The following is a 26349-nucleotide window of genomic DNA, read 5'->3' on the forward strand; positions in this document are numbered from 1 at the left end:
TAATCCCCTTTCAATTTGATAGATTGACTAACTGATTTGCAGCTAAAGAAAATGGTTTACCATTCACTTGAATTTTTGTGTTATCTGCTGCGGTAATTTGGACTTCCACTTCGTCAGGAATCGTAATTTGCAAATCAATGTATTCTCCTGAATCTTTACAGTAAATATCAATCCTGCCTTGAGGTATAGGCACAGACCCTTTAATCCACTTTAATCCATTTAAATTCGGAGATATGGATACTTTTTTGAATCCTGGTTCTACCGGTTTTACCCCTAAAAATAAGACTCCAAAAACATAAGTTGGCGCTGCCGACCAGGCATGACAATGGCTTCGGCTGAAATCTCCCTCAATTAACTCCCAGCCTTCCCAGCAGGTTGTCGAGTCATGCTCCAGCATATACCCATAAATCTCACGAATGTTATCTAGCACCCTATCATTTTCCCCTAAATTCATTAAGGCTTGGTAGTAGAAAAACAGAACAAAGGGACTTTTAATTTGCACAAAGTTTTCAGGCGGATTTTTTATATACTCCTCTATCAAATTTCTGCGTTGACCCTCAGCGCAATCAGATAAGTAAACTATTAGGTTTGTTTGAATACTGTGAGTTTTGGACCTGATTCCGTCCTCATGAATACTATCAACAAAAACGTTTTCATCCTCATCCCATAGGTATAGGTTGATTGCTAGTTTTAGATTTTCTGCTAAAGTGAGAAAGTTAATTTGGTCTTTAGTTTCTCCGATAATCGAAGCTAAATATGACGTTTGTCTTAAGGCTTCGACTAGGAGTGCATTTTGATGCGTGACAATATTATGGTTCGTATCCATTGGGGCCCAATCTAACATGTTCCAAGCATCGATTTCTAATAACCCTTGCTCATTTATATATTGTTGAAAACGTTGAACCGTCAGCTTTAGTTCCGGGTAAACCTCTTGAATAAATTTTAAGTCCCCTGAATAACGATAATATTCTCTGCATGCCATCATCCACAGAATCGACCATCCAGTTAAGACATTCTGCCACCCGCTAGGTACATGTGATTCTGGTAAAGGAGAGCGATAAACAGATTTTGAGATTAGTCTTAAGCAGCGTCTAATTAAATCATAGTTTCCAAATGTATAGTAATTCATGAGGGATATATTATAGGAGTCACCCGTCCAAAGTGCCTGTTCATAAGCTGGACAGTCAATGATTGTATCCTGTGCACACATGCGAACGGTGTGCTTAGAGATTTCCCATATTTGATTTAACTGGTAATCGGAACTGTTAAATGCACCAACATTTGCCGTAGGAAATGTGGTTACATCCACTTTTACTCTATGGATTTTACATGGTGTGTTAAAATTTCGAATTGTTAATAGTAGATACCGGAACCCTCTGGGAATAAACGACCGATACACCTGTCGCCCATCCTTTGCAACATATCGTAAAGAATTGTTCAGTGAAAAGGTATGCTCAATCCTTCCATCCTGATGGAGGTTTTCAAATAAAAAGAAGTCGAAAATCGTCCCTTTCGATGCTTCTATTTCAAACTCTATATATCCTAAGTATTCCTTACCGAAGTCGATTAAATATTCTGTGTCCCCTTTCTCCATTGGTTCTACGGAGGTAAAACTGTGATTAGGCAAAATCATATTCTGATGCTTAAAATCCAGAGTATGAGTCTTTATGTCTTTTTTAAATATGGAAAGTATACTTACGTTATCTATACAAACATGGTCGTCTGGAATCACTTTTGCCCATTTTTTAAAGGCTTCAAATTCGCTTAACAATGACAACTGCTGTCCTTGTAAATATTCCCTCGTTAAAGGAATGGGATTTTGAACAGGTTCACCTATTTGTAGCACTGTCTTGGTGTAAAAAGGTCCAATCGCTAAAAACCTTGATTCACTTTGACTAAAAGGTGCCTTCAACTCTATATTTTCAGGAAAATCAAAAGCTAGATGAATCGTTGGTTCGTGAAAAGACCCGCCTACATCTATTATTAATAGATTAGCCCCTTTTTTTAGGCTTACATTTTCATATTTTCCATTTTGAGTTTTATAAGAAACTCCGTTCAGTTTAAATTCCCATTTAGCCTCTGCGTGTGCATCAAAAGTCAGGGTCATAACACCTTCGATAGCATTCTTTGCAAGAATTTCTGTAACGACAAATCCTTGCATGATTTTTCTTGAGTTATTATCTACTTCACTGGGAAAAAAAGTTGGTTTTAAATCAATCGAATAATGCTGGGAAATGGGTTTAACCTCTTTTAAAGCTAAGACACTTTTAGGAAAAATGGGTTCATTGGTTAAATGAGGTATATCTCTAGGGATTAGTATTTTCCATGGATCAGTCCCATACAACCCGATGATTTCAGCATGATTCCAAGTTGAATCGTCAAAATTCAACTGATTCCAATCAGTGTAAAACAGTCCTGCATCATAGATTTCTGACCATGATAAACAATTTGACATTTTCACAGATTCCTTTTTAAAACCATCGTGAACCGCCGTCTTCCAACGGTCATCAGTCAGCAAATGATCCACCACTTGACCATCTTGATAAAAATCAATTTGTGCGATTAATCCACCGCGTCCTTCAATATAATGCATCGTTCCAATACCATAATGATTGACTAATACTGAGAGCACATTTTTTCCTTTTTTTAACCCGCTTAAATCGTATTGGTCATAATACCATTCATCTGTCCAGCCGCGAACTGGACCCGCCCCTATTTGTTCACCGTTAACATACACCGTATACTTAGTGTCTGCCGATATAGATAATGTTGCAGATTCATATTCCGAAGAAATGGTAAATGTTTTTCTGAAACAGGACCATTGATTTCTCGGATGTTCACCACTTTTATCCCAAATCCACTTTGCCTTCCATTCCATAAAACTCCTCCAATGTAAAGACCCGATTACTTCAGAATAACTGCCATTTTCGGGTCTTTTCTTTTATCTAGTTTTGAATGAGATTCTCTACTTAACTGACCCTGCCGTCATACCCGCAACAATTTTCTTGTTAAAGATAATAAATAGGATCAGCGGCGGTATTGAGATTAAGAGAATATTTGTAAAGAGTAGATTCCACTTTGTCATGTACATGCTCATAAAATTATAGAGTGTTAACTGTAATGTTGCGTTTTCTGCACCTGGGAAGAAGTATAGTGGATTAACGAAATCATTGTAGACGCTCACCGCAGTTAGAACGATTACAGTTGCTGATACGGGCTTTAACAAGGGTAAAATGATGTTAAAGAACAATCTAAATCTTCCACATCCATCTATCAATGCTGCTTCATCTAGTGACCTAGGGATCGTCACCATAAACCCTCGATACAATAAAATTGTAAATGGCAAATTCAGTGCCACCTCTACAAGAACAATTCCAGGCATTGTTTTAAACAGTCCGATTTCCTGCAGCACCCAAATGGTTGGAACTACTGCTGGAGGGATAATGAGCCCTGCAAGTATAAGAAAATTAAAGAAGGGAGTCGCTTTCGTTACTTTACGTTGTAATACATAACCAGCAGCGGCACCGAGAATGATTAACAAGACGATCGATATTCCGGTTATCATCACACTATTAAAAAATGCACGAATAATCATGCCATCTCTTGCACTTATTACTTCTTTCATATTCTCTATTAAATGAAAGGAGCTGGGCCAATCCATATTCAATAGAGAGGATTCCTGCGTATTCTTAAATGCATTTATAATGACAAAATAAAAAGGAATTCCAAAGATACCTAATGTAGCCAAAACTGAAAAAGTTTCAACAAATAGTTTCCATAGCTTTTTACGTGTCTTTACCCTGCTTTTTGGGATTACTATCGGGGTTGAATTAGGGTTGCTTATTATTACCTTACTCATTACAAATCCACCTCTTTTTTATTCAGATACGTGTACAGAGGGAAGGCTAAAGCAGAAACGAGTATGAATAAGATTACGTTTCCAGCTGTTGAGAGACCGAAGAAACCAGCCTGATATTGTTTATATATAATTGAAGCAATCAGGTCAGTACTAAAACCTGGACCTCCTTTTGTCATTGTCCAAATTAAATCAAAAGAACGTAACCCGCCAATAAAAGATAAAATAATGACTGTGTTCATCGCAGGTCGGCTAAGCGGCAAAATGATGCTTTTAAATTTATGCCATGCATTCCCGCCATCAATCATAAGTGCTTCATAATAATCCTCTGGAATCGACATTATACCAGCGATGAAAATGACCGTCGCCATCCCGACACCTTTCCATACGTCTACTAGCGCGACAGATAAAAGAGCAATCTTGGTATCTCCTAACCAATCTGGGCCAACAATTCCCATACCTTGCAATACAATATTGATAATCCCCTGTGAAGGATGCATCATCATCGTAAAAGCAATCCCAACAGCAATGGTACTCAGCAAAGTTGGGAAAAATACCATGGAACGGATAAATCCGACTGTTTTAAGCTTTGAACTGAGAAAAACACCAAGTAGCAGGCCAATAATGACCTTTAAACCGCTTGTCACGACCGCATAAATTAATGTGTTTTTAAAACCAATATTTAAAGAAGGTTCTGTTAAAAAAGTTACGAAGTTTTCAAAGCCAATAAATTTCCAATCTGTTAATGTCCACCATGTCATACTGAAAAACAATGACATAATCGTTGGCAACAAGAAAAAGACAAAATAAACAATTCCTGCGGGCAATAAGAAGTAATAGGTGTACGTTTTATTTGCTAACTTATTCATCTGCTGCTCCTCCCTACAAGCGTTAGTAAAAGATTAGCCCTGCTAGAGTCTAGTCAGGGCCAATGTTTAATCGATTAGAATTTTTTTACCATCCTTCAAGACCTAATTGTTTTGCTTGTTTTTCAACATCTTTGTCGTATAATTCGGCGCCCTCTTTTGCGGAACTAATGCCACTGCCGACTTGAGTTGTAATTTGCTCTAAGCTTGGACCTTTAACAGGGCTTAAGAATTCAAGGGCAGGAGCATTATTACCAGAATCAAAGTACTGAATCATATCCTTAACTGCTGGGTACACGTTATCAGGAAGTTCTACACCTTTAATGGCAAACGGGCCAGTCGGCGGGATTTTAGATGAATAGATTGTCACACCTTCTTGAGAAACGTAAAACTCTAAAAATTTCTTTGCTGCATCAATATGCTCACTATTTTTGTTAATAAAGATACCTGCTGGCATCCACACAGTTAAACCATTCTTTTCTGCGCTGTCACTTGGCTGAGCGAAAATTCCGATATCTTGCATTTTATCTGGGAAGGTTGTTGCAAGATTTGCTAACGCGAACGTAATCATTGGGTAGTGAGCACCCTCACCGTCAGCTAACATTTTTAAACCTGCATCATAGCCAGTAGCTAGGAATTCTTTATTCATGTAATCTTGTTTAAATACTTCTTCTAATTTCTCAAAACTGCGAAGTGCCGCTGGAGTAGTAGAGATTTTTGCTTTGTTTGCAGTAAAATCCTCTGCGAAAGTCGGATTTTCTTCAAGTACATTGTAATTATCTGCAAGGACAATTACTTGTGATGTCCAAGTGTCTTTGAATGTACCAATTACTGCTGTTTTACCAGCTTGTTTTATTTTTTCGTTATTCGCCATTAACTCGTCCCATGTTTTAGGTACAGACAGCCCAAGTTCTTCATACACCTTTTTGTTATATAACCATCCGCCTGCATTCGTTGGAGTGCCCGGAATACCAAACACTTTGCCATTTGAGGAAACAGCTTGTTGGTAATCTTCCATTATATTTTCCATAAAAGGTTCTTTACTAAGATCTACAAAATTTTGCTCCGGATTTAGTGCCTGCAATTGTGATCCTGAGTTATTCCAAACTAAATCTGTCATATCTCCAGTTGCAAGACGTGTTTTGATGATATTATCGCCTTCAGCACCACCAGGACGTGTCTCAATTTCTACTTTAATATTGTTCTTCTTTTCAAATTCATCAATAATGGCTTCGATTCCATCTAATTGTGTTTGATTGTCAATTAAAAATGTAATCGTTTCTGTTTCCCCACTTTTGCTGCCGTCTGAACCTGTTTTTTCTTCTTTGCTGGTACAACCTGCTAATATGCCTGCCATTAGTGCACTGCTAAGCAACAATGATACAATCTTTTTTCTTTTGGCCATGTTATTTCCCCCTCTTAAATGTCTGCTCTAAAACACTTTAATTTTCTTGCTTCTTGGTGATTAATTTAATTTTAAGCGCTTTCAAGCTAATTTTTAAGTGATGCATTTTTTGGAATACGTCCGTTTTTTTTGGAATCGTACCGATTTTGTGTCTTTTAGAAAAAAAATAGCCTTCTCTCATGGTTTAATGAAAGAAAGACTATTTCTATAAAAACGTTCACCTTATTACCAGCCTTTAAGTCCAATTTGTTTTGCTTGTTTTTCAAGGTCTTGATCATATAATTGTGCACCTTGTTTTGCTGTGATGGTTCCACTGCCTACTTTTGCAGTGATTTGAGGTAAATCTGGACCTTTTAAAGGAATAAGGTATTCTAGTGCTGGTGTGATTTCTTCTGATTCAAAATAGGTTAGAATATCCTTCACAGCTGGCATGACATGGTCCGGCACGTTTAATCCTTTTAGGGCAAATGGTCCGATTGGGATCTGTTTCGCTTGATATATTTTTACTCCTTCGGGAGAGATAAAATATTCTACCCATTTTTTTGCTGCTTCTAAATTTTGAGTATTCTCATTTACATAAATGGCAGCTGGCATAAACATTGTCAATCCATTACTTTCAGGGTTATCTCCAGGCTGAGGGAAAAATCCGATGTCATTCATTTGATTTGGATATTGTTTAGCAATTTCCATAAGCCCCTTTGACATATAAGGATACTGCACCCCGGTACCTTCTGCTAACATTTTTAATCCATCATTAATGCTCGATGATTGAAAGTCGCTATTTAAATAACCCTTCAAATACACTTCGGATAATTTTTCAAAACTTCTTAATGCTGTCGGTGTTGTGGCGATATCAACTTTATGAGCTGTTAAATCCTCTGCAAATGTTGGATATTCGGCGATTACATTGTGATTATCTGCGAGGACAATAAGCTGTGATGTCCACTCTTCCTTATACGTGCCAATAACCGCTGTTTTACCAGCACCCTTAATTTTTTCGCTATTTGCCATCAATTCATTCCATGTTTTTGGAATAGATAACCCTAACTCTTTGTAAACCTTTTTATTATACAGCCACCCCCCAGCAAAAGCATTTCCTACTGGGGCCCCGAATACCTTGCCATTAACCATAACCGATTTCTTAAAGGGTTCTAATACATCCTTCATAAATGGTTCATTTTTTAAATCCACAAAGTACTCTTCTGGGTTTAAGTCTTGCACAAGCGAACCTGAATTGTAAAAAACCAAATCAGTCATATCACCTGTTGCTAATCTAGTTTTTATTACCTCATGGCCTTCTACTCCGCTGGGACGTGTTTCAATTTCCGTTTTTATGTTATACTTTTTTTCTATATTAGCTGCAACGGCTCTTATTCCATCCTGTTCAATCTGACTATCAAAAAGAATCGTTACGGTAACCTCTTTGGTGTCTGAATGATTAATAATTCTTCCATCATTACTGCCACAGCCTGTCACAATACTAAAAAATAGTCCTAAATGAACAAATCCTGCTAGTATTTTTCTTTTGTTCAACATACTGATTCCCGCTTCTTTCTAATCTAATTTCTTTAGATGCATTCAGTGAATGAGTGTTAAAAGGAATCTCGATATTGACCCGGGTTTACTCCAACCTGTTTCTTAAATAATTCAGAAAAATGACGATAGGTATGATACCCTACTTTTTCACTTACATCCGCGACTTTATACCCTTCGCGTAAAAGTACTTTAGCCCGTTCCATTCGAAGCTTTGTTACATATTTGATATAGGAAAGTTTCATTTCCTCCTTAAAGAGGAGACTAAAGTATGTTGTATTCATCCCAACATACTCCGCAACCTCCTGTAGAGTCAAATCATTTGAGAGGTTCTTTTCTATATATTTACTAGCTTTCTCAACAGCTTCATGCTTTTTATCACGTCGAACCTGCAGGAACCAGTCCATAATCATTTCCATTTGATCTTTAAGCCAGCTGAACATTTTCTCTTTTGTATTCAGCATTCTAATTTCAATATGCGGCAGGTAATTTCGCTGGGTAATGGTTGATACATCTTCCCCAGTCTCCTTCGCTACTTCCAGTCCCAGATAGATTAGCTTTAGAATTTCTCGTTCTATTACATCAGGATTTAACCTTTGGGTTTGGACTTTGTTAATAAATTCATTAAGCTGCCTCAAAAGCCCTGATTTATCACCTGTCCGCAAATAGAAAATAATCGCCTCTTCTTGTTCCGACAAATCGCCTGGAATATTGGGATTCTCCCCAATTTCCTCAAATCGCGTCCATTCTCCTTGTTCCATAAACTGCCCATATCGTAATGCTTGCTGTGCTTCTTTATAACTTTTAACTGCATCAGTAAGATATTGATAGGTCCGTCCAGAGCCAACTGTGATGCCATGTTGACCCGGCAGATATAATAATTCCTTTAAAAGCTCTGAACTATCTTTTTGAAAATGAAAAATGACAAGTAAATGTTCTTTCCCATTTCGAAGATACAATGAAAAGTAGGACGAGTGACTTGGGATGTCAGGTATTCTTTCTGAAAGAGCCAGTACTGTTACTCCGACAATATCGTTTAATTCTTCTCCAAAGCTATTCCGCCACCTTGGTAATGCTTCTTCTCCCTGAAGAAGTAAATCCAATGCAGCTTCTTCTCCCTGAAGAAGTAAATCCAATGCAGCTTCTTCTCCCTGAAGAAGTAAATCCAATGCAGCTTTTTCGATCAGAACATTTCGACTGTCCTCTAATGTTTCCTTAAGAGAAAGGACCTTTTTTTGCTCATTTATTTTTTCAAGTGTTCTCTTTAGTGTTTCCTCCATCATCGGAATCGTGATTGGCTTTTCTAAATAGTCTGATACTCCAAGCTTCAGTGCCTTTTTTACATATTCGAATTCATTGAACCCGCTAAAAACAATACAGATAATTTCCGGTGCACATGCTAGAATTTTCTCAACCACCTGTAAGCCGTCCATTCCAGGCATTCGAATATCTGTAAAAACAATATCAGGTGAATGGGTTTCTACTAAATCAATCGCTGCAAACCCATTTGTCGCAGTGCCGACTAATTCAATCCCGTACTTTGACCAATCGATCATCATCTGCAGGCCTTGAAGGACAATGTATTCATCATCAAAAATAACTGCCTTTAACATTGCTTCTCCTCCTTAGCTTCCCGAAACCTTATCTCTATGCAGGTTCCTTCATTTACCTTACTTGTTAATGTAAGCGTACTGTCTTGCCCGTACAACAACATCAGTCTTTCCCGAACATTTTTAAGTCCATAACCGCTCTCAGTTACACTCAGATCCTCAATTCCAACACCATCATCAGAAATGGTAAAAATCATCCAATCTCCTTCGATTCGTCCTTTTAGCTCAATGGTCCCTTCCCCAAATTTTGGCTCTAAACCGTGATAGATAGCATTTTCCACAAACGGCTGAAGCAGCAGTTTAAGAATTGGTTTCTCAAGTAAGTTTGGGTCAACTTCCTCGATATAACGAAAACGGTCTCGATATCGGAAATTTTGAATGGTCAAATAGTGGTGAATATGCTCCAATTCCTTTGATATTGGTATCAAATCTTCTCCTTTATTTAAGCTCAGTTTGAAGGTTTCAGATAAAGCGACTGCAATTTCTGCAATATCTTGATTTTTTTGTAGGATTGCCATCCAATAAATGGAATCCAGCGTATTGTATAAAAAATGTGGTTTAATTTGAGCCTGCAAGGCACGAAGTTCTGCCTCCCGTTCTTTTAACTGTGAATGGACAAGCCGCTCATTTAACTCGATATTTTCAACCGTAATTCTTTGGAATGTTTCTCCAATCGCTCCAATTGTGTCAGTTTCATTATTTCCGCCTGATCCCAAAAGCCCTTTTGCCCAGTCAAACGTCATTTTCTTTAATTGCACCCAAGGCCGGGCAACTTTTCCAGAAAGAATGTAAGAAATAAATAAAGCGATGAACGCAATACTGGATGCAATACTGGCTGTAATAATTCCAATTTTGTTAGACTGCTTTAGAAGGTCCTTTTCTTTTGTGATATAGGTTAACGTCCAGCTTGTCGTCTGATTGGTATAACTGCTGACAAGATACCCTTTATTTTTTAATGTCTCAAAACTTGATAAGGTATTCTTCCCTTCACTTATCTCCGTATTTAAGCTAGAGGGATTGCTAAAAACCGTATTTCCCCCATCCCTAGCCGAATCTATCACAGCTATTACACTATCACTATCATCTTTTAACACTCTCGAAAACATTGATTTTTTGATATTAACCACTAGTAAGCCAATTTGCTTTGTGTCAAAAACATTTTGTGGATCGCGTAATAGTTTAACAGAAGAAAAAGTAGTATCATCCTCTTCATTGGCGAGGACATTATAACTTAAGAAAATAGGCCTTCCCTGCGTGTTAACGCTCTTCTTATACCAATCTGTTTTAGAAATCTCATTGTATATTTTACTTGTATGGTACTTGCCGATACTCTTATCATTTCCGTAACACACAGGGCGAAAATAAACGTCAAATAAACAAACCGAATCAATATCCTGCGTATCAATAAAATAGCTGGATATTAAATCCTGCATTCGTTTCGTTGTGTTCTCGTCCAAACCATTTTTCCCTACTTCGGAAAAAGCCGCGCTGTCGACCAATTCTTCGCGAACACTATCGCTCCATGAAATGACACGTTCCATATTAATGATGTTTCGAAATAACAAATCCGTCACTTCACTGGAAGTCCGAAGATTATTACCCGTGGTTTCTAATTGATTTTGAACAAGTGTATTTTTTGCGATATTAAAAGAAATAAAGCCTAGCAATAATAGTGGTAAAATGGAGAGGCAGATCATAATTAAAAAGTACTTATATCTTATTTTGTCATTGCGGAGATGGTTTCTGACTCTTCTGATTATTAATCTCATGATTGACCGCCCTATTACTTTAATATAGTAATCATAAACTGAAATATAATGGATTACTATATTAAAATTAGAAATTACGTACAGCCCCTGCATTTAAGCAAGGGCTTCTGCAGCGTACTGGATTAACTTTTCTTAAAGGTTGTACTTTCTTATTAAATAGGTTGGTGTACAGCTCCAAGCATGGCAATAGCTATTTATTATATGGCTGCCATAGGGTGAAAATTCTTTGTTTTGTGGATCATATAGTTCCCAGAACGTATCCGCTCCATCTTGAATCATCCCACCCCAGTAGGCTTTCATTTCTGAAATCGCAAGCTCTTTTTCTCCTGAAACTATCAGTGCTTCTACGAGATGATGGTACATATAAGGAGTAGCAATTCCAACCTCAGGCTTTTCTTTTAATAATCGGATCATTAGGTTTTGGTTTTCTTCCTTAGTCAAGATCCCTGCAAGTACCATCCAAATTTGGCTTGCCCAAGAGACTTGTCGATCACCGCCGCTAATAAAAAATTGCAGGGTTTCATCCCATAAATAGTTTTTTGTGGCTTCAACTATTTCTGGTAAACAGTCTTCCAATCTGACTGTTTCAGGTGCATTTAATTCTTTTCCAAGTCGAATAGCCTGTTTCAATGTATAGATTAACACAGCTTGTGATGGAGTTTGTTTGTTTAGCCCTTCCTGCCAATCGATAAATGACCACCAATCGTTAGAATCATTAACAATATGATGCTCATCTAAACGTTCAAGCGCAAGTTCAATCTGGCGATAGGCTATTAGCCATAGCTCCTTTAAAGTCTCTAAATCGCCTGTTGAAAGATAGTAATCATGTAATGTTGAAACAAAGAACAAGGAATAATCGAATAGATAGGTATCATCTGCAATCAGGGTTGGTGCAACAAAAACATTTGCCGCAACCCTTCCTTTTGCATCTGGAACACCTGCAAATAGGTAAAGACAACGTTTAACTAAATCATAGTTTTTGAATGTTTCATAGTTGGCTAATGCCTGCAACCGTAAATCGCCGAGCCAGAGTCTGCGATCTCGTTTCGGTCCGTCTTCAAATACATCCTGCATGCAATCTGCCAGTGTTTTAATGCTAATCTCGTCCATTTTTTGAAGGAGATCATCTTGGTGGGAAATGGTCTGTACATTTTTACTATTTGCGGAGGTTACTGCTCTGCATTCTATATTTTCAAAGACAACACGATATTTTGGCGATGTATCTATTATCTCAAATTTCACGTACCTAAAGCTGTACCTGCGGGGTAACTTAATCACAGCTGGCAATACATCCACAAAAATCAATTCTTCCTGAAGCCATGAGCTGCTTAGCCAACCATCGGAGTTTTCAAAGGGTTCAGCCATTTCAACTGGCATTTCACCAATTGTCAGCTTCAATTTAAGCGGTGCATCTGGCGGACTGCCCGCTGGCCGAATATTAATTGAAAGATAACCTACCTGGTGATCGCCAAAATCAAGAATAAATGAATCCTTTTTGCTAAATTCATTTTCTAGTAGAGTGGATGCCGGGGCCGCATACTCTGCCCTCCAGCCATGAATCACTTCTTTATCTCCTTTTATTTCTACAATAGCAGTTGGCTTCACAATAGTTTCGCGAAGTTCCGGTTTTAATTTTCCAGCTAATTCGATAAGTGGTTCATTTCGTACAATCTCTTGATTTTCTAATTTTTGAATGCTCATATCACTAACTCCAACTTTTTCAATTTAGCCCTAGTTTAAGTTAATTAAATATAGATTGAAAGCGTTATATTTTTGGATTATGTCTGTTTTTTTTAGGCATTAACCAAACCAGAGGGACGGCTCTTCTGGCACAAAAGTGCCAGAAGAGCCGTCCCTCTGGTATTTTACTTCGTAATTCTTACCCCTTCTTCTTCAATGACGACTTTTTCGTTTTCAGCCAAGTTAGTGAATATCACTGGTGTAATAATCGAAGGTACTTTGTCTTTAATGGATTGAAAGTCAGCTTCAAGCAGCTTTTGACCCTTTTGGACACTTTGACCATCACTTACAAACGCTGTAAAACCTTCACCATTTAGAGAAACTGTCTCAAGACCAACATGAATTAATATTTCCCTGCCATCAGTTGACTTTACACTAATCGCATGTTTTGTGGGAAATACACTGATTACTTCTCCATCAACAGGAGAAACAACTGTACCATTTATAGGATTTATAGCAAAACCATCACCAATCATTTTTTGAGAAAACACAGGATCTGGAACAACATCTAGAGGTACGATTTCGCCTTCTAATGGCTGCAAAATCGTATTATCACTTTCAACCTTTTTACTTTTGAATAAATTTTTAAACATATATAAAACCGCCTTTTATTGAATTAAATGGATAACTTATTAAGCAATGAAACCATTTTATCACTATATTATTTTCTCCTATTGTTCTAACTTTATCAAAACATAAGCATTTTCTACTTTTAAAAAAATAAAAACTCCGCTAAGTGTGCGAAGTTAGGGTAAGATTATGCCATTTTACCAAATGCCGTACTAAGATTTTTCAATGTATATAATCTAGCAGTTAAGATAAACAAATCATGATAGTTGTTTTTCACATATTCATCAATAATAGTTATTCCTTGCTGCAATCTATCAACTAAATAAAACGTATACTTACCATCCCAGTCAAACTGATTTATTCTAATAAGTTCATCTGCTAATATTTGAAACTTAAAATCTTCAATCCAAAGATTAACCTGATACAATTTATCTGAATTAATTCGAAAGCTGTTTTTATTTTTTTGACGATGGATAAATTCGATAAACTCTTTTATATTTTCTGCCAAATTCATAGCCTTTTGCCTTTCGAAGTACATACACCCATCTCCTCCATGTCTAATATCTCTAAGAAAAGTTTATGTAAAAGGTGGGTGTTATGCTACAAAGTGAAATTAACCTCGTACCCGCTATCACTGTCCAACAAAACCTCAAATTTCCCCTTGAGAGACGATTTTCGTGCCTGAGAGCTCTTTTTGATTAATGAAAAGGTGGTATTTTGCCTCATGCTCACTAATTAGGTCATATACACATTATTTCCCTTTTTTCCCTTGAAATCGATTTCTCACATGTTAGTATTAGGTCATTGAAAAAAACAAGAACAACAATACGAACAATATGGGAGAGATTGCATGTTAGGAAAAAAGAAAATTGCGTTTATTGGAGCTGGATCGATGGCGGAAGCGATGATTTCAGGAATCGTACATTCTACGAAAGTTCCACCAAAAAATATCATTGTAACCAATCGGAGCAACAACCACCGATTAAAAGAATTACAGAAGAAATACGGAATCACTGGGGTAAATCGAGATAACCTAGATCTGAATAATATTGATATCATCGTCCTCGCTATGAAACCAAAAGATGCAGAAGCCTCATTAAAATCAATGTTTGACACCATACAACCAAATCACTTAATCCTGTCTGTTTTAGCTGGTATAACCACCTCATTTATCGAAAAGAATGTTCCGTTTGAGCAACAAGTAATACGGGTTATGCCAAATACATCTAGCATGATTGGGGAATCGGCTACGGCAATCTCCGCCGGAAAACACACCTCAAATCAAAACATTTCAATCACAGAAGAGCTGTTGCAATGTATTGGTGAAGTCTACGTTATACCAGAAGAAAAAATGGATCTCTTTACAGGGATTGCTGGAAGTGGACCCGCCTATTTTTATTACTTAATGGAGCACATGGAAAAAGAAGCAAAACTAGGCGGCCTGAATTCACAGATTATTCGGCGAATTATTGCCCAAACAGTTGTTGGCGCAGCAAAAATGATACAAGAACACGGTACGTCCCCAAAGATTCTTAGAGAGAATGTAACATCTCCTAATGGAACAACCGCAGCAGGTTTAGAGGCACTTAAGGGGAATGGCGGTGGAAAAGCAATCGCTGAGGCCATAAAACATGCCGCCTATCGCTCCAAAGAGATTAGCATACAGCTAGAAAAACCTAAGTTAGGCACAGGAGTGATTGGATGATCATGAACACAAAATCGCTTAGGATAGTAATTAAAATTGGCAGCAGTTCGTTAACAAGCCGTCATGGTGAAATTAGCCGGAGGAAAATTGAAAAGCTTACCAATGAAATTGTCTATCTAAAGGATCATGGATATGAAGTGGTTTTAGTTTCATCAGGTGCGGTTGCTGCTGGTTACCGAAGATTAGGATGTCTAGAACGCCCAAATACATTACCAGAAAAACAGGCTGCTGCCTCCATTGGCCAAGGATTATTGATGGAATCCTACTCTGAACTTTTTTTATCCCACGGTTATGTTGCCGCCCAAATACTAATTACCAAAAGTGATTTCTTAGACGAAGATCGTTATAAAAATGTCAGAAACACCTTAAACGTATTATTAGAAAGAGGTATGGTTCCCATCGTCAATGAGAATGACACCGTTACAAATGATCGCATAAATTTTGGTGACAATGACACACTCTCAGCCAAGGTAGCTGGATTAATAGATGCGGATCAATTAGTTATTTTGTCTGATATAGATGGGTTATTTAGTGAAGATCCCTCAAAAAGCATCAATGCTAAATTGCTGGAGTATGTAACTGAAATTACTCCAGAAATCGAAGCTGCTGCGGTTGGTTCCGGGACTATGATTGGAACAGGCGGCATGAAATCAAAAATTGAGGCAGTAAAGATTGCCATGGCCTCAGGAATTACTACCTTTCTCGGAAATGCTGCCCGCAAAAATGTAGTCATCGATTGTCTTGCAGGCAAAGCGAAAGGAACCTATTTTAAAAGCGAAAAACCATCAACTTATCTAAACCATAAGGAAAAATGGATAGCCTTTAACTCAGTACCTTAGGAAAAAAAGAAGTTAATATAGAGCCGCAAAAATAGAGGAGGATTTGATGCATTTATTAAATGAAAAATTAACGGTAGAAGCTCAGGCGATACAGGCAAAAAAAGCAGGAAAAGTGTTAAGTCTTCTTTCAACAGAAGATAAAAACCAGGCATTATATACATTAGCTGAAAGATTGGAAACGGAGTTTGCACTCATCTTACATGGAAATGAAAAGGACTTACAGGTAGGACGTGAAAAAGGTTTTAGCGAAGCCTATATGGACCGTTTGGCATTATCGAAAAAGAGAATCTTTGATTTTTCAAATGGTCTCAGACAGGTTGCGGCGCTTGATGATCCAACCGGAAAGATACTTTTAAATCAAAGATTGGATAATGGACTTAGTGTTTCCAAGGTATCGGTCCCATTAGGTGTAATTGGAATGATTTATGAAGCCAGGCCAAATGTAACCGCAGATGCCACTGGTCTCGCTTTAAAATCTGGAAACGCTATTATCCTTAAAGGCGGTTCATCTGCAATCAACTCAAACAAAGCAATTGTTGATGTCATGCAACGCGCCCTTAATCATACAAAAGTTCCGAAAGAAGCCGTTCAATTTATTGATAGTACTGAGCGTGAAATTTCACAGCAGTTGTTTACGATGAGAGAACATATCGATGTTTTAATTCCTCGGGGCGGCGGATCCCTTATTAAAGAAGTGGTAACAAATGCAAGTGTACCAGTCCTAGAAACAGGTGTTGGGAATTGCCATCTTTACATTGATTCTGAAGCAGATGCTGAAATGGCATTAAGTGTTCTTGTTAATGCTAAAACAGATCGTCCTGCAGTTTGCAATGCCATTGAAACGGTAATCATTCATCGGGAATGGCTAAAAAAACATAAAGAAGACCTCATCAACACATTATCTTCACAAACTATCACTGTGCATGGCGATGAAGAAACGCTATCTGAAATTCCAAACGCTGCACTGGCAAATGAAGATGATTGGCAAAATGAATACTTAAGCTTACACATTGCGATGAAAGTTGTTCAACATGTCGACGAAGCAATCGAACATATTGAACGATATGGAACAAAGCATTCAGAATCCATTATCACGGATAACAGTGAAACAGCTAATTATTTTCTGCAGCATGTAGACGCAGCAGCCCTTTATCATAACGCTTCTACTAGATTTACCGATGGTGCTGCTTTAGGTTTCGGAGCGGAGATTGGAATTTCCACCCAAAAACTTCACGCTCGCGGTCCCATGGGATTAGAAGCTTTAACAACCGTAAAATATGTTATGAGTGGAAATGGGCAAATACGGTAAATATATAATAGTAGATTCTTAATTAATAATATTTATAGAAAATAATCTGAAAGGTGGTGTTTACATGGAATATGTTCTTACAGATGCAACTTGGGCATGGCTTATGGTCCCAATGCTATCACTAATTGTACTTTCAGTTGTCACATATTTTACTGAAAAAGGAGAGGGTTAAATGACTATTAACGTACCTACGTTAATTTCAATTATTATTTATTTAGCAGCGATGTTGGTTATTGGTATTATAGCCGCAAGAATGACGAAAGATTTGAACGATTATGTACTAGGCGGAAGACGGCTCGGTGCAGGAGTTGCTGCCTTGAGTGCAGGGGCTTCAGATATGAGCGGCTGGTTAATGCTCGGGCTTCCTGGGGCCATGTATATAGGTGGAATGAGCGAAATCTGGCTGCCAATCGGATTATCAGTCGGGGCCTATCTCAATTGGCAATTTGTCGCAAAACCATTACGGGTTTACACTGAAGTATCAAAAGATTCGATAACGGTTCCTGACTTTTTTGAAAATCGATTCCGTGATCAGTCTAAAATTCTCCGTGTCGTTTCTGCCATTGTTATTCTTGTATTCTTTACTTTCTATACGTCTTCTAGTCTTGTAGGTGGAGCAATTTTACTTGAGAATTCCTTTGGAATGGATTATAAATTGGCCTTGTGGGTTGGAGCAGCAGTTATTCTCTCGTATACTCTTTTCGGAGGATTCTTAGCAGCAAGCTGGACAGATTTTATCCAAGGTATTTTAATGTTTTTAGCTTTAATTGTTGTACCTATCGTTGCAATCTTTGAACTTGGCGGATGGAATGAAACTGTTCAAAAAATCGGAGCAATCGATCCAACACATCTTAATGTATATTCTGGTGCTACCACAATAGGAGTTATTTCTTTATTAGCTTGGGGTCTAGGCTACTTTGGCCAGCCACATATACTTGTCCGATTTATGGGATTAAAGTCAACAAAAGACGTTCCAAAAGCACGTTTAATTGGAATGGTTTGGATGATTCTCTCCCTATTCGGAGCAGTATTTGTCGGATTTGCAGGTATAGCCTACTTTGCGGATTCACCTCTTCAAAACGCTGAGACCGTTTTTATCATATTCTCACAGGTTTTATTTAATCCATGGGTAGCCGGATTTTTACTCGCAGCCATTCTCTCAGCAATCATGAGTACAGTTGACTCACAATTACTCGTTTCTTCTAGTGCATTAGCAAACGATTTTTACAAATCACTTTTCCGAAGAAACGCTTCTAAAAAAGAAGAAATGATTGTTGGCAGAATTGCTGTTCTAGGAATTGCCATTATTGCAATTCTGTTAGGATACGATCCAGAAAGCAAGGTTCTCGAACTTGTAAGTTATGCCTGGGCTGGATTTGGGGCAGCCTTTGGACCTGTTATTATTTTAAGTCTTTTCTGGAAACGCATGACAAGAAATGGTGCCCTCGCTGGGATCATCGTCGGTGCAGTTACCGTTATTGTCTGGTCATCTCTTAAAGGTGGTTTATTTGATCTATATGAATTAGCACCTGGGTTCTTATTTAGTAGTCTTGCAATTATTATTATCAGCCTAATCGACAAATCTCCTTCTAAGGAGATACAAGAAGAATTCAATAAATATCGCTCTGAGTTAGAGCAAGCTTAATCCTTAAATGACCCCTTGAATTCTCCATTCAGGGGGTTTATTTATTAGTTAAATTTCTTTGCAATTTTAGTATGGGTAACTTCAATTTTACCTGGTAATACAAAAAGATACTCAATTATATTTTCTAGTAGATCAACTAATAATGAGGTGGTCTCATAATCCATTTCACTTTCTAATTCAAGCATCTTATGTAAGGGTCCATCTGTGGCAAGCAACTGGCTCAGCGATTGAATCGGCTTTGCTAAATCCACATGGTTAGGGAGGATTTCTAGTTGTTGTGATAAAGGTTGACCTTTACTTTTTTCTTTAAGAAAGTGTTTCAGGATACTTTCAATTACACGTTTAGACATAACGGCAGTTGCTGAATTTTCTCTTGTTTGATGAACATTAATGGCTGAGCGATAAGCCCTTATAAGATCCTTTGGAATATTAGGCAGACTTTCTATGTGATTAATAAGATGTTTTGACGCTTGGACGTCATATATATAGGTATCTGCATGTTCCCCTTCATCGTGACCATCCTTCGTCATAATGATAAAAACGGTAGATTTTTTACATGAAGGACAACTAGACTCCGTTAACAATCCATTCTTACTGCTCTGGAAGTTAGCATTAATCACAAACTCAATAGTATTTCGACACTCTGGGCACTCACTTTGTATGCTCTTTGGTATTTTAACATTCCCATATCTAATATAAGAATTGACGGATCCAGGATTGATTCTTCTCATACGTTATCCTCCCGATTATTCCACTTATGTAAATACAATCTCCTAATTTGAATAAATTATTACTTATCTCACTAATAGTTTTCCCCTAAAAAGAAAAATATCATATGAACTTAGGCATTTTTTATTCAAATTTAAATTAATTACATTGATTGTTGGTTTAGGACAAGCATAAGATTAAATAATTATCTTTTTGCTGAAGGGACTGTTCAGCTCGTGACTTATATTAGACCGAAGTTAACTGCCTCTTTGTATGGGTTATTGTCGATTAGTTTTTGGGGAGTTTCTTTTGTATCGACCAAGGCTGTACTAGGAAAGCTGGACCCCTATTCGTTACTTGTTATACGCTTTGGAATCGGAGCATTATTTCTTTTGTTGCTTTTAGTATTACAGCGTCATCGGCTATATATCTCCATTAAATATGTTCCACATTTAATGGTTTTAGGGATTCTTGGGGTATTTGTTCATCAGATTCTCCAGGCAACAGCATTGTTAACGATCAACGCTTCTGCTGCAGGATGGCTTATTTCGTTATCCCCCATCTTTACAGTAATCCTTTCGCTACTATTTTTGCATAAAAAGATGAACATCCCAAAGGCTGTTGGAATGGTGCTTGCGGTAACGGGTGTCCTTATCGTTACCTCGACACGAAGTGGACATTCCATTCAATTCGCCATGAATATAGGCTACCTGCTGATGATTCTCAGCACGTTAAACTGGGCTATTTATTCTGTGCTATTAAGAAGTTTAAAAATCCCTTATCCCCCTCTTGTTGTAACGTTTTATATGTGTTTAGTAGGTTTGATTTTAACTACACCTTTTATTATCCGTAACAGGGGTTGGGAAAACCTTACTTTGCTGGACCATTCGGAGTGGGCCCATTTGTTGTTTCTTGGTGTCTTTGTATCGGGAATTGCCTATTGGTATTGGGGAAAAGCACTTGAGGTTTTAGAGGCTTCAAAGGTTTCCATGTTTTTATATTTGGAGCCAATCGCGACTTTAGTTGCTGCTATTATACTTCTACATGAAAAGGTTTTACTCATAAGTGTGGCAGGAGGAATCATAATTATAATAGGAGTGGTTATCGTTAACGGTCAGTTTGTGCCTATGTTGTTGCGCTTCTTAACGAAAAAACGGCTATAGGAGGAGAAGCTTTATGACTTTGACAGCTAAGATTAAGAATGTTTTAGATTCCTTAAAAAGTCCGTCTAAAGCCGACCTAAAGAATGCATTGTTACAAATTGATTTGAAACTTGAAGATCTTGCACAATTACCAGAACCATTTGAAGGAAAGCCTTATAATCGAAAGCTTTTATATAAAAATGAAGAAGTCGAACTGCTTGTGATGAATTGGTCTCAGTTGGAGTGTGCCCCTCATGATCATGGCAATTCTCACGGCTGGATACAGGTAATTACAGGCACTTCTATAAATTCTGTTTATGAAGTTAAAGGAAATAGCTTACCTAAAGTATTGTTTTATCAATACCATCATAAAGGTCAATCCTTTTATGCACCCAAAAAGGCTGTCCATAAAATGAAAGCCTCTAACCATTCAGATATGGTCACTCTTCACCTTTATTCCCCACCCATTACTGGAATGATTGTTTATGACTTACAAAAATGTGCTGCATGTGTAGTGTCAGACGATTGCGGTGCCTGGTGGCCAGATGAACAATATCAGAGGATAAAAGAGATAAAATTAAATTCGAAATTAAACAAATGAGACCTGGAATCCAGGTCTCATTGTGTTTTGAAATTGGTTTTTAATCTTGTTGAAATAAGATATACTTTTGGGGATATGCTTTATTCAATTTAGGGATCAATAGAAAAACTAAAGGAGATAGGATTGAATGGAATTCTGGGAATCAAGTTTTATAGAAAAGAAAACGATGTGGGGATTTGAACCTTCAGACTCCGCAATCTTGACAAAGGACTTTTTCCTTGAAAGGAATGTTAAAGATATACTGATCCCGGGTATCGGATATGGTAGAAATGCAAAGATTTTTATTGAAAATGGAATAAATGTAACAGGTATTGAGATCTCAAAAACAGCGATTGATTTTGCGAGGCAGAACGGGATTGATAGTAGTATTTTTCATGGTTCAGTAACGGACATGCCTTTTGACAACAAACTGTATGACGGTATATTTTGTTATGCACTACTTCACTTATTGAATGGCCGCGCGCGAGAGAAGTTTATTAAAGATTGCTTCAATCAGTTAAAGCCCAATGGATATATGATTTTTACAACGGTTTCAAAAAAAGCCCCCATGTTTGGGAAGGGCAAACAACTGGATAAAGACTATTTCGAGATCATGGAAGGCGTGAAAATGTTTTTTTATGATTCTGACTCTATAAAACAAGATTTCGAAAAATATGGACTGGTAGAGTTTTCAGAAATTGACGAACCAAATCAGGACATGAAAAATAAACCTTCGATAAACTTTATTCTTGTAAAATGTAAGAAGGAATTATAAGAAGAGATTGATTTAATAAAATGAGCGACTCTCGAAAATGAGAATCGCTCTTTTCTATATTTTGTAATAATTGAGGAATCATTTTTCTTTTGTTTTGGATTCAATAATTCGTACTAGTTCCTCAATAATATCGTTTAACCTCATCATGCTTGTATCTTTCCTAAGAATATTGGAAGTTTTATAAATCAAAATTTCTTCTTGCTCTCTCACAAAAATGCCTCCATTCTTATTAAAATGATAACTCTAATAATTATTAATTCTTTACCTATATGTGTAATTTACATATATGTTAACTTATTTTCCCCTTGTTTGTAAATTAGATTTGTAATTTTTTCTTTATAAAATAAACCATAGAATTAGACGACAAAAACTTTCCAATCTTTGTTTTTCGCTAGTAGAATTACTCATAAATACTCACTTATAGGGAGGAACCCTCGCATTTCATAAGAAAGTGACGATGAAAACTCTTCATACCCAAACAGGAAAGAAGGATCGGGTATTGAATTATACATACACATGGTAAATAACCTTGTAACTATTCGGAAAGGTTGTGAGTTTATGAGACTTCTGGATGTACAGCCAAAGAAAAACTTCAGCTACATCTTCGTTCAATTTCCAGGAATGAAAATGAATGTCCCTATGCTCTCGAACAATGAGGGAAAGGTGGTGAATGAAGATGTTGCTTTGTGTGTCCAAATAAACAGCAAAGAAAAGGTTAATAATTTGTACCTAGTACGCACACAGAGTATAAACCCCTTTGACTTCACAGATGAAGAAATTGGAGCTAATGTATTTTTTCGAGTCATCAAGAAAAAAGAAACCTCTCCAGACTCACCCACGAAAGAATCCGAAGATTTCGTCACGTTTATTACAGATGAAGTGTCTGTTGTGCAAAAGAAAACGGATACAGCATATGACTTCGTCTTAGTTTTAAATAAACGTGAAATTGGAATAGTCGCTTCGATTGAAGAAGAAGTTTTACAAACAGAAAAAGTACCAGTGATACTTTATGAAGAGTTGAAAGAAAGTGTCAAAGTTGAAACAGTTAAAAAGGTAAATATGATTGTCTTCGGAAGGAGGGCCAAAAAGAAGATATTCTTTGGAGGCCATGTCTTTCAAGATACTGAAGTTATAGATCCAATTCGAATGTTTTTTGAGGGTATTAAAAGAAAAGTTATGGTATTCTCCCCTGCCGCATTAGACTTTATCGGTCCAGGTGATCGTAACCAACCCATTTTTATCATGAGGGGAGGCTAAAAGCGTTATCTAAAAAGGAAAAGACAATTTCATAATCGTAAACAAATCGAAACATAAGGATTACAAGGATAATCCTTCTCGATTGAATAGATATGAAAAATATTAAGGAAAGGAATAAACATTAAAGGAGAATGAAGGAAATTTATATATATTAAAAAGACTTAACCATGGGGTTAAGTCTTTTTTATTTAATGTTTCATTCCTATTAAACCTACGTTTTCACCATTTGACTTACATTTATTAAGCAGGAATAGTAATGATAAACGTAGTTCCTTTCCCTATTTCACTCTGTACTTCAATCTTTCCATTTATTTTATTGATGGTACTATAGACCATCAACATGCCAAGACCTGTTCCTTCATTTTTTGTAGAGTAATAGGGTCTTCCTAATTGAAACACTTCTTCCTTTGCCATGCCGACCCCAGTATCTTTGATTCTTATCATAATGTCATACTTATGTTCCGATACATTGATAGAAAGGACCCCGCCATGTCCCATCATTGATTCAATCCCATTTTTATATAAATTCATTAAGCATTGTTGCATCTGATTTTTATCATACTGAATATTTAATGTGTTAGTAAATTTATATTGGATATCAACCTGATGCATATTGGCAAATGGAGTAATTATGTCTTTAACATATTCTGTTTCTTCTTTGAGATTAGAAAAAATCATGTTTTCACTTTGAGGCTTAGAAAATGCTAGAAAATCGCTTACAATTCTTTCAGCACGTTTTAATTCTACTAATGAAAAATCAATATACTTTTTCTCTTCTTGCGTAATGTTCTGAGAATTATTTAGAAGCTGTAGGAATCCATTTGTAACTGTAAGTGGATTTCTAATTTCATGGGCAACACTAGCTGATAATTCACTGATTATATTAAATTTTTCCGACTGTTGAGTTGATTCACGGTTCTTAATATTAGTAAGTATTTGCTCTATTAAAATCATGATGATGAACATGACGAAAGCATATGTAGTTAGAGCATTTATGGTTAATGTCCAGAATTCCCTATTCAATACTGGCATTAATATACCCAAAATTGTAAGGTACAGGAGCATAGTCAGAATAGAGACAACTACAGCACTCCAGATTTGTTTCTTTGTATCTTGATTCATAAACCATTTATGTACTAGTGGTACTATTATAAAAATAACAGAAGCGAAAATAAACGAATGAATAGTTCCTTCTCCACCTACTAAAAACCGATAGGTATTTAAGACAATAAATAGTGGGAACGTAAACTTAAATCCTCCGAAAAGAGCAATAATTAGGAAAGGGATATAGCGTAAATCAAAAATAAAGCCAATTTCTAATCTAATAGGAAATGCCATACATAAAACCATGGAAATAGATGAAAGGAGTGTAAGAATGTATTGATTATATGTATGGAATCTACTTTCAAAGAATATTAAAAAAGTTAAAACTGGAAATAGTAGAAAAAGGAAATTTAAAAGCAATGATTCTATCAAGGTGAAACTCCTTTCGTTAGAGTTGTAGACTAAAAAAATTACATATAAAAATTATTTTACTACAGTATTGAAAATTTATACATCTGTTTTTCTTTCATAACCAATCTCTTATTTCATTGACATTCGATTTGTTCTCATATATAATGACAAAGGTAAATTGAATAATAAAAATCATTTGTTTGTGGACTTTTCTAGAGAATTCTCTATTTTCGCCACACAGCTTCTATATAGCTGTGTGGCTTTTTTGTTTGTTTTTTTAGAATGAAAGGGGTAAAAAACATGAAAACTTGGCAATACGCACTAATTGTTTTAATAGGAGGCTGCTGCTACGGAGCATTATCAACTTTTGTAAAGCTAGCTTATTCCGCTGGTTTTACTAGTTCTCAGGTCACTGGAAGTCAATTCTTAATGGGGACTCTTTTAATCTGGATAGCAGCTCTTTTTACGAAGAAGAAAAAACTGACACTTCCGAAAATAGGCAAATTACTTATATCAGGAATTCCACTTGGTTTAACCAGTCTATTTTATTACCAATCACTGCAATCACTTAACGCTTCTCTTGCGATTATCTTTTTATTTCAATTCGTCTGGATTGGCAGTTTATTCGAGTGGATTTTTTATAAAAAGGCACCAACGCTTGGAAAAGTTGTTTCCATCGGTATTCTAATTATTGGTTCGATTTTTGCTTCTGGAATTATTGGAGTTGGCATCGGAGATATTACTTGGCAAGGAACCGGATGGGGAATGCTTTCCGCATTGACCTATACCACATTTATCTTTGTTAGCAGTTCTATTGAAAAAGATACACCAGTGGTGCAAAAGAGTGCTCTATTCACCACCGGGGGCTTAATTACTGTTTTTATTCTTAGTCCGCCAACAGGGTTATTCGAAATACCAGTTTTATTGGAAATTGCACCGTACGGTTTGTATCTTGGCCTATTAGGGGTAGTCTTGCCCCCGATTTTATTTACCATCGGGATGCCGCATGTTGGACCAGGTCTTGGGACCATTTTAACGTCCTCTGAACTCCCAATAGCTGTTATATTATCCTCGATAGTCTTATCAGAACATGTTAGTATGTCCCAATGGCTTGGTGTTGTTTTAATATTAGGTGGAATTGTAGCAGGAAATCTGAAGATCACTCATACTAAAAAGAAGTCTACATCTTTGGATTTGGAATCTGCCTCTTAAGATTAGCAGTCCCAGTGTAGAGGTCACAAAAAAAGAAGTGCCAGGAACCTTCCAAAAATTTTGGGGTGCCTGGCACCATAGCCATCAAGCGAATTTTTCGACAATAGCGGGAATTTTGTCTACTCTTGTGATTCCTAATTCGCTGCTAAATTACATTCTAAAAAAGTGCATACTTTAATAAGCCTTCAAAACTAGGCTTTTTTTTAATATTTATGTTCACAAAATCGCTTAAGCAGCTTTCATATTGCCTTTTTCGAACACGCCAAGAAGGATCTCAAAAGGGGTCCTTTTCTTCAGTCGTTTCGCTTTTTGTCCGTTTTTTTCTACCTGTTCAAACATAACCTCTATATTGGCTAAAAGAGCCTCACCTCCT

Annotated in this window: 21 protein-coding genes and 1 pseudogene; 9 read left to right on the forward strand and 13 right to left on the reverse strand. The window is 36.9% G+C overall.

All coding sequences use genetic code 11. The features are described 5' to 3' along the window. Positions 1–10: 10 nt before the first annotated feature. The 10 genes from MLOOGBEN_RS13405 to MLOOGBEN_RS13450 form a co-directional block, all read right to left on the reverse strand. Positions 11–2878: a family 78 glycoside hydrolase catalytic domain gene (locus MLOOGBEN_RS13405; protein WP_179158756.1), complete on the reverse strand. Its 2868-nt coding sequence runs from the start codon at positions 2876–2878 to the stop codon at positions 11–13. An 87-nt stretch (positions 2879–2965) separates the two neighbouring features. Beyond that, entirely contained in the window at positions 2966–3859 is an 894-nt protein-coding gene (locus MLOOGBEN_RS13410; RefSeq protein ID WP_179158757.1) for a carbohydrate ABC transporter permease, read from the reverse strand. Further along, positions 3859–4725, reverse strand: a complete 867-nt coding sequence (locus tag MLOOGBEN_RS13415; protein ID WP_179158758.1) for a carbohydrate ABC transporter permease — start codon at positions 4723–4725, stop codon at positions 3859–3861. Before MLOOGBEN_RS13415 ends, MLOOGBEN_RS13410 begins: the two co-directional genes overlap by 1 nt. A gap of 85 nt (positions 4726–4810) precedes the next feature. Next, positions 4811–6127: an ABC transporter substrate-binding protein gene (locus tag MLOOGBEN_RS13420; protein ID WP_179158759.1), complete on the reverse strand. Its 1317-nt coding sequence runs from the start codon at positions 6125–6127 to the stop codon at positions 4811–4813. A gap of 225 nt (positions 6128–6352) precedes the next feature. Next, positions 6353–7663, reverse strand: coding sequence for an ABC transporter substrate-binding protein (locus MLOOGBEN_RS13425; RefSeq protein WP_179158760.1), 1311 nt, complete (start codon positions 7661–7663; stop codon positions 6353–6355). Positions 7664–7719: 56 nt separating this feature from the next. Then, positions 7720–9273, reverse strand: a complete 1554-nt coding sequence (locus MLOOGBEN_RS13430) for a response regulator (protein WP_179158761.1) — start codon at positions 9271–9273, stop codon at positions 7720–7722. Then, entirely contained in the window at positions 9267–11039 is a 1773-nt protein-coding gene (locus MLOOGBEN_RS13435; protein WP_179158762.1) for a sensor histidine kinase, read from the reverse strand. The genes MLOOGBEN_RS13430 and MLOOGBEN_RS13435 overlap by 7 nt, the downstream gene beginning before the upstream one ends. A gap of 132 nt (positions 11040–11171) precedes the next feature. Next, positions 11172–12740 carry an alpha-L-rhamnosidase-related protein gene (locus MLOOGBEN_RS13440; protein WP_179158763.1) on the reverse strand — a complete coding sequence of 523 codons (1569 nt, stop codon included), beginning with the start codon at positions 12738–12740 and terminating at the stop codon, positions 11172–11174. A 164-nt stretch (positions 12741–12904) separates the two neighbouring features. Beyond that, entirely contained in the window at positions 12905–13372 is a 468-nt protein-coding gene (locus MLOOGBEN_RS13445) for a PTS sugar transporter subunit IIA (RefSeq protein ID WP_179158764.1), read from the reverse strand. A gap of 164 nt (positions 13373–13536) precedes the next feature. Continuing rightward, the gene (locus tag MLOOGBEN_RS13450) at positions 13537–13887 is read right to left on the reverse strand and encodes a hypothetical protein (RefSeq protein WP_179158765.1); all 351 of its coding nucleotides are present in this window, start codon (positions 13885–13887) and stop codon (positions 13537–13539) included. A 312-nt stretch (positions 13888–14199) separates the two neighbouring features. Between MLOOGBEN_RS13450 and proC the strand changes: the two genes are divergently transcribed. The 4 genes and pseudogenes from proC (at position 14200) to putP (ending at position 18847) form a co-directional block, all read left to right on the forward strand. Then, a complete protein-coding gene (gene proC, locus MLOOGBEN_RS13455; RefSeq protein WP_179158766.1) occupies positions 14200–15054 on the forward strand; it encodes a pyrroline-5-carboxylate reductase in 855 nt (284 codons plus the stop codon). Between the two features lie 2 nt (positions 15055–15056). Next, positions 15057–15890 (forward strand): annotated as a pseudogene (gene proB, locus MLOOGBEN_RS13460) (glutamate 5-kinase); the annotation flags it as partial. Positions 15891–15939: 49 nt separating this feature from the next. Further along, positions 15940–17202, forward strand: coding sequence for a glutamate-5-semialdehyde dehydrogenase (locus MLOOGBEN_RS13465; protein WP_179158768.1), 1263 nt, complete (start codon positions 15940–15942; stop codon positions 17200–17202). A gap of 172 nt (positions 17203–17374) precedes the next feature. Beyond that, entirely contained in the window at positions 17375–18847 is a 1473-nt protein-coding gene (putP, locus tag MLOOGBEN_RS13470; protein ID WP_218781167.1) for a sodium/proline symporter PutP, read from the forward strand. 44 nt (positions 18848–18891) lie between these two features. Here the strand turns inward: putP and MLOOGBEN_RS13475 are convergent, their stop codons facing one another. Then, positions 18892–19578 (reverse strand): hypothetical protein, encoded by a 687-nt coding sequence (locus tag MLOOGBEN_RS13475; RefSeq protein ID WP_179158769.1) that lies wholly within the window; start codon positions 19576–19578, stop codon positions 18892–18894. A gap of 213 nt (positions 19579–19791) precedes the next feature. On the opposite strand from MLOOGBEN_RS13475, the gene MLOOGBEN_RS13480 reads away from it, so the two are divergent. The 3 genes from MLOOGBEN_RS13480 (at position 19792) to MLOOGBEN_RS13490 (ending at position 22052) form a co-directional block, all read left to right on the forward strand. Next, the gene (locus MLOOGBEN_RS13480; protein WP_368737783.1) at positions 19792–20718 is read left to right on the forward strand and encodes a DMT family transporter; all 927 of its coding nucleotides are present in this window, start codon (positions 19792–19794) and stop codon (positions 20716–20718) included. A 13-nt stretch (positions 20719–20731) separates the two neighbouring features. Continuing rightward, positions 20732–21298, forward strand: coding sequence for a cysteine dioxygenase (locus MLOOGBEN_RS13485; RefSeq protein WP_179158770.1), 567 nt, complete (start codon positions 20732–20734; stop codon positions 21296–21298). Between the two features lie 127 nt (positions 21299–21425). Next, the gene (locus tag MLOOGBEN_RS13490; RefSeq protein WP_179158771.1) at positions 21426–22052 is read left to right on the forward strand and encodes a class I SAM-dependent methyltransferase; all 627 of its coding nucleotides are present in this window, start codon (positions 21426–21428) and stop codon (positions 22050–22052) included. A 78-nt stretch (positions 22053–22130) separates the two neighbouring features. On the opposite strand, the gene MLOOGBEN_RS29245 is transcribed toward MLOOGBEN_RS13490, so the two are convergent. Beyond that, the gene (locus MLOOGBEN_RS29245; protein WP_256989074.1) at positions 22131–22262 is read right to left on the reverse strand and encodes a hypothetical protein; all 132 of its coding nucleotides are present in this window, start codon (positions 22260–22262) and stop codon (positions 22131–22133) included. A gap of 348 nt (positions 22263–22610) precedes the next feature. On the opposite strand from MLOOGBEN_RS29245, the gene MLOOGBEN_RS13495 reads away from it, so the two are divergent. After that, on the forward strand, positions 22611–23309 hold the full coding sequence (locus MLOOGBEN_RS13495) for a hypothetical protein (protein ID WP_179158772.1): 699 nt from the start codon (positions 22611–22613) through the stop codon (positions 23307–23309). A gap of 240 nt (positions 23310–23549) precedes the next feature. Here the strand turns inward: MLOOGBEN_RS13495 and MLOOGBEN_RS13500 are convergent, their stop codons facing one another. Beyond that, positions 23550–24785, reverse strand: a complete 1236-nt coding sequence (locus MLOOGBEN_RS13500; protein ID WP_179158773.1) for an ATP-binding protein — start codon at positions 24783–24785, stop codon at positions 23550–23552. A 279-nt stretch (positions 24786–25064) separates the two neighbouring features. On the opposite strand from MLOOGBEN_RS13500, the gene MLOOGBEN_RS13505 reads away from it, so the two are divergent. Then, complete coding sequence (locus MLOOGBEN_RS13505) at positions 25065–25976, forward strand: EamA family transporter (protein WP_179158774.1); 912 nt, start codon at positions 25065–25067, stop codon at positions 25974–25976. Positions 25977–26349: the final 373 nt, after the last annotated feature.

Origin of the sequence: Bacillus sp. EB106-08-02-XG196, assembly GCF_013396335.1 — a bacterium.
GTDB lineage: Bacteria > Bacillota > Bacilli > Bacillales > Cytobacillaceae > Neobacillus.

Coding starts and splice junctions, on each gene's coding strand:
- MLOOGBEN_RS13450 (WP_179158765.1), bottom strand. CDS start 13,887: ATGTACTTCGAAAGGCAAAAGGCTATGAATTTGGCAGAAAATATAAAA.
- MLOOGBEN_RS13490 (WP_179158771.1), top strand. CDS start 21,426: ATGGAATTCTGGGAATCAAGTTTTATAGAAAAGAAAACGATGTGGGGA.
- MLOOGBEN_RS13440 (WP_179158763.1), bottom strand. CDS start 12,740: ATGAGCATTCAAAAATTAGAAAATCAAGAGATTGTACGAAATGAACCA.
- MLOOGBEN_RS13505 (WP_179158774.1), top strand. CDS start 25,065: ATGAAAACTTGGCAATACGCACTAATTGTTTTAATAGGAGGCTGCTGC.
- MLOOGBEN_RS13475 (WP_179158769.1), bottom strand. CDS start 19,578: ATGAGAAGAATCAATCCTGGATCCGTCAATTCTTATATTAGATATGGG.
- MLOOGBEN_RS13405 (WP_179158756.1), bottom strand. CDS start 2,878: ATGGAATGGAAGGCAAAGTGGATTTGGGATAAAAGTGGTGAACATCCG.
- MLOOGBEN_RS13425 (WP_179158760.1), bottom strand. CDS start 7,663: ATGTTGAACAAAAGAAAAATACTAGCAGGATTTGTTCATTTAGGACTA.
- MLOOGBEN_RS13410 (WP_179158757.1), bottom strand. CDS start 3,859: ATGAGTAAGGTAATAATAAGCAACCCTAATTCAACCCCGATAGTAATC.
- putP (WP_218781167.1), top strand. CDS start 17,375: ATGACTATTAACGTACCTACGTTAATTTCAATTATTATTTATTTAGCA.
- MLOOGBEN_RS13445 (WP_179158764.1), bottom strand. CDS start 13,372: ATGTTTAAAAATTTATTCAAAAGTAAAAAGGTTGAAAGTGATAATACG.
- MLOOGBEN_RS13415 (WP_179158758.1), bottom strand. CDS start 4,725: ATGAATAAGTTAGCAAATAAAACGTACACCTATTACTTCTTATTGCCC.
- MLOOGBEN_RS13430 (WP_179158761.1), bottom strand. CDS start 9,273: ATGTTAAAGGCAGTTATTTTTGATGATGAATACATTGTCCTTCAAGGC.
- MLOOGBEN_RS13435 (WP_179158762.1), bottom strand. CDS start 11,039: ATGAGATTAATAATCAGAAGAGTCAGAAACCATCTCCGCAATGACAAA.
- proC (WP_179158766.1), top strand. CDS start 14,200: ATGTTAGGAAAAAAGAAAATTGCGTTTATTGGAGCTGGATCGATGGCG.
- MLOOGBEN_RS13485 (WP_179158770.1), top strand. CDS start 20,732: ATGACTTTGACAGCTAAGATTAAGAATGTTTTAGATTCCTTAAAAAGT.
- MLOOGBEN_RS13495 (WP_179158772.1), top strand. CDS start 22,611: ATGAGACTTCTGGATGTACAGCCAAAGAAAAACTTCAGCTACATCTTC.
- MLOOGBEN_RS13465 (WP_179158768.1), top strand. CDS start 15,940: ATGCATTTATTAAATGAAAAATTAACGGTAGAAGCTCAGGCGATACAG.
- MLOOGBEN_RS13420 (WP_179158759.1), bottom strand. CDS start 6,127: ATGGCCAAAAGAAAAAAGATTGTATCATTGTTGCTTAGCAGTGCACTA.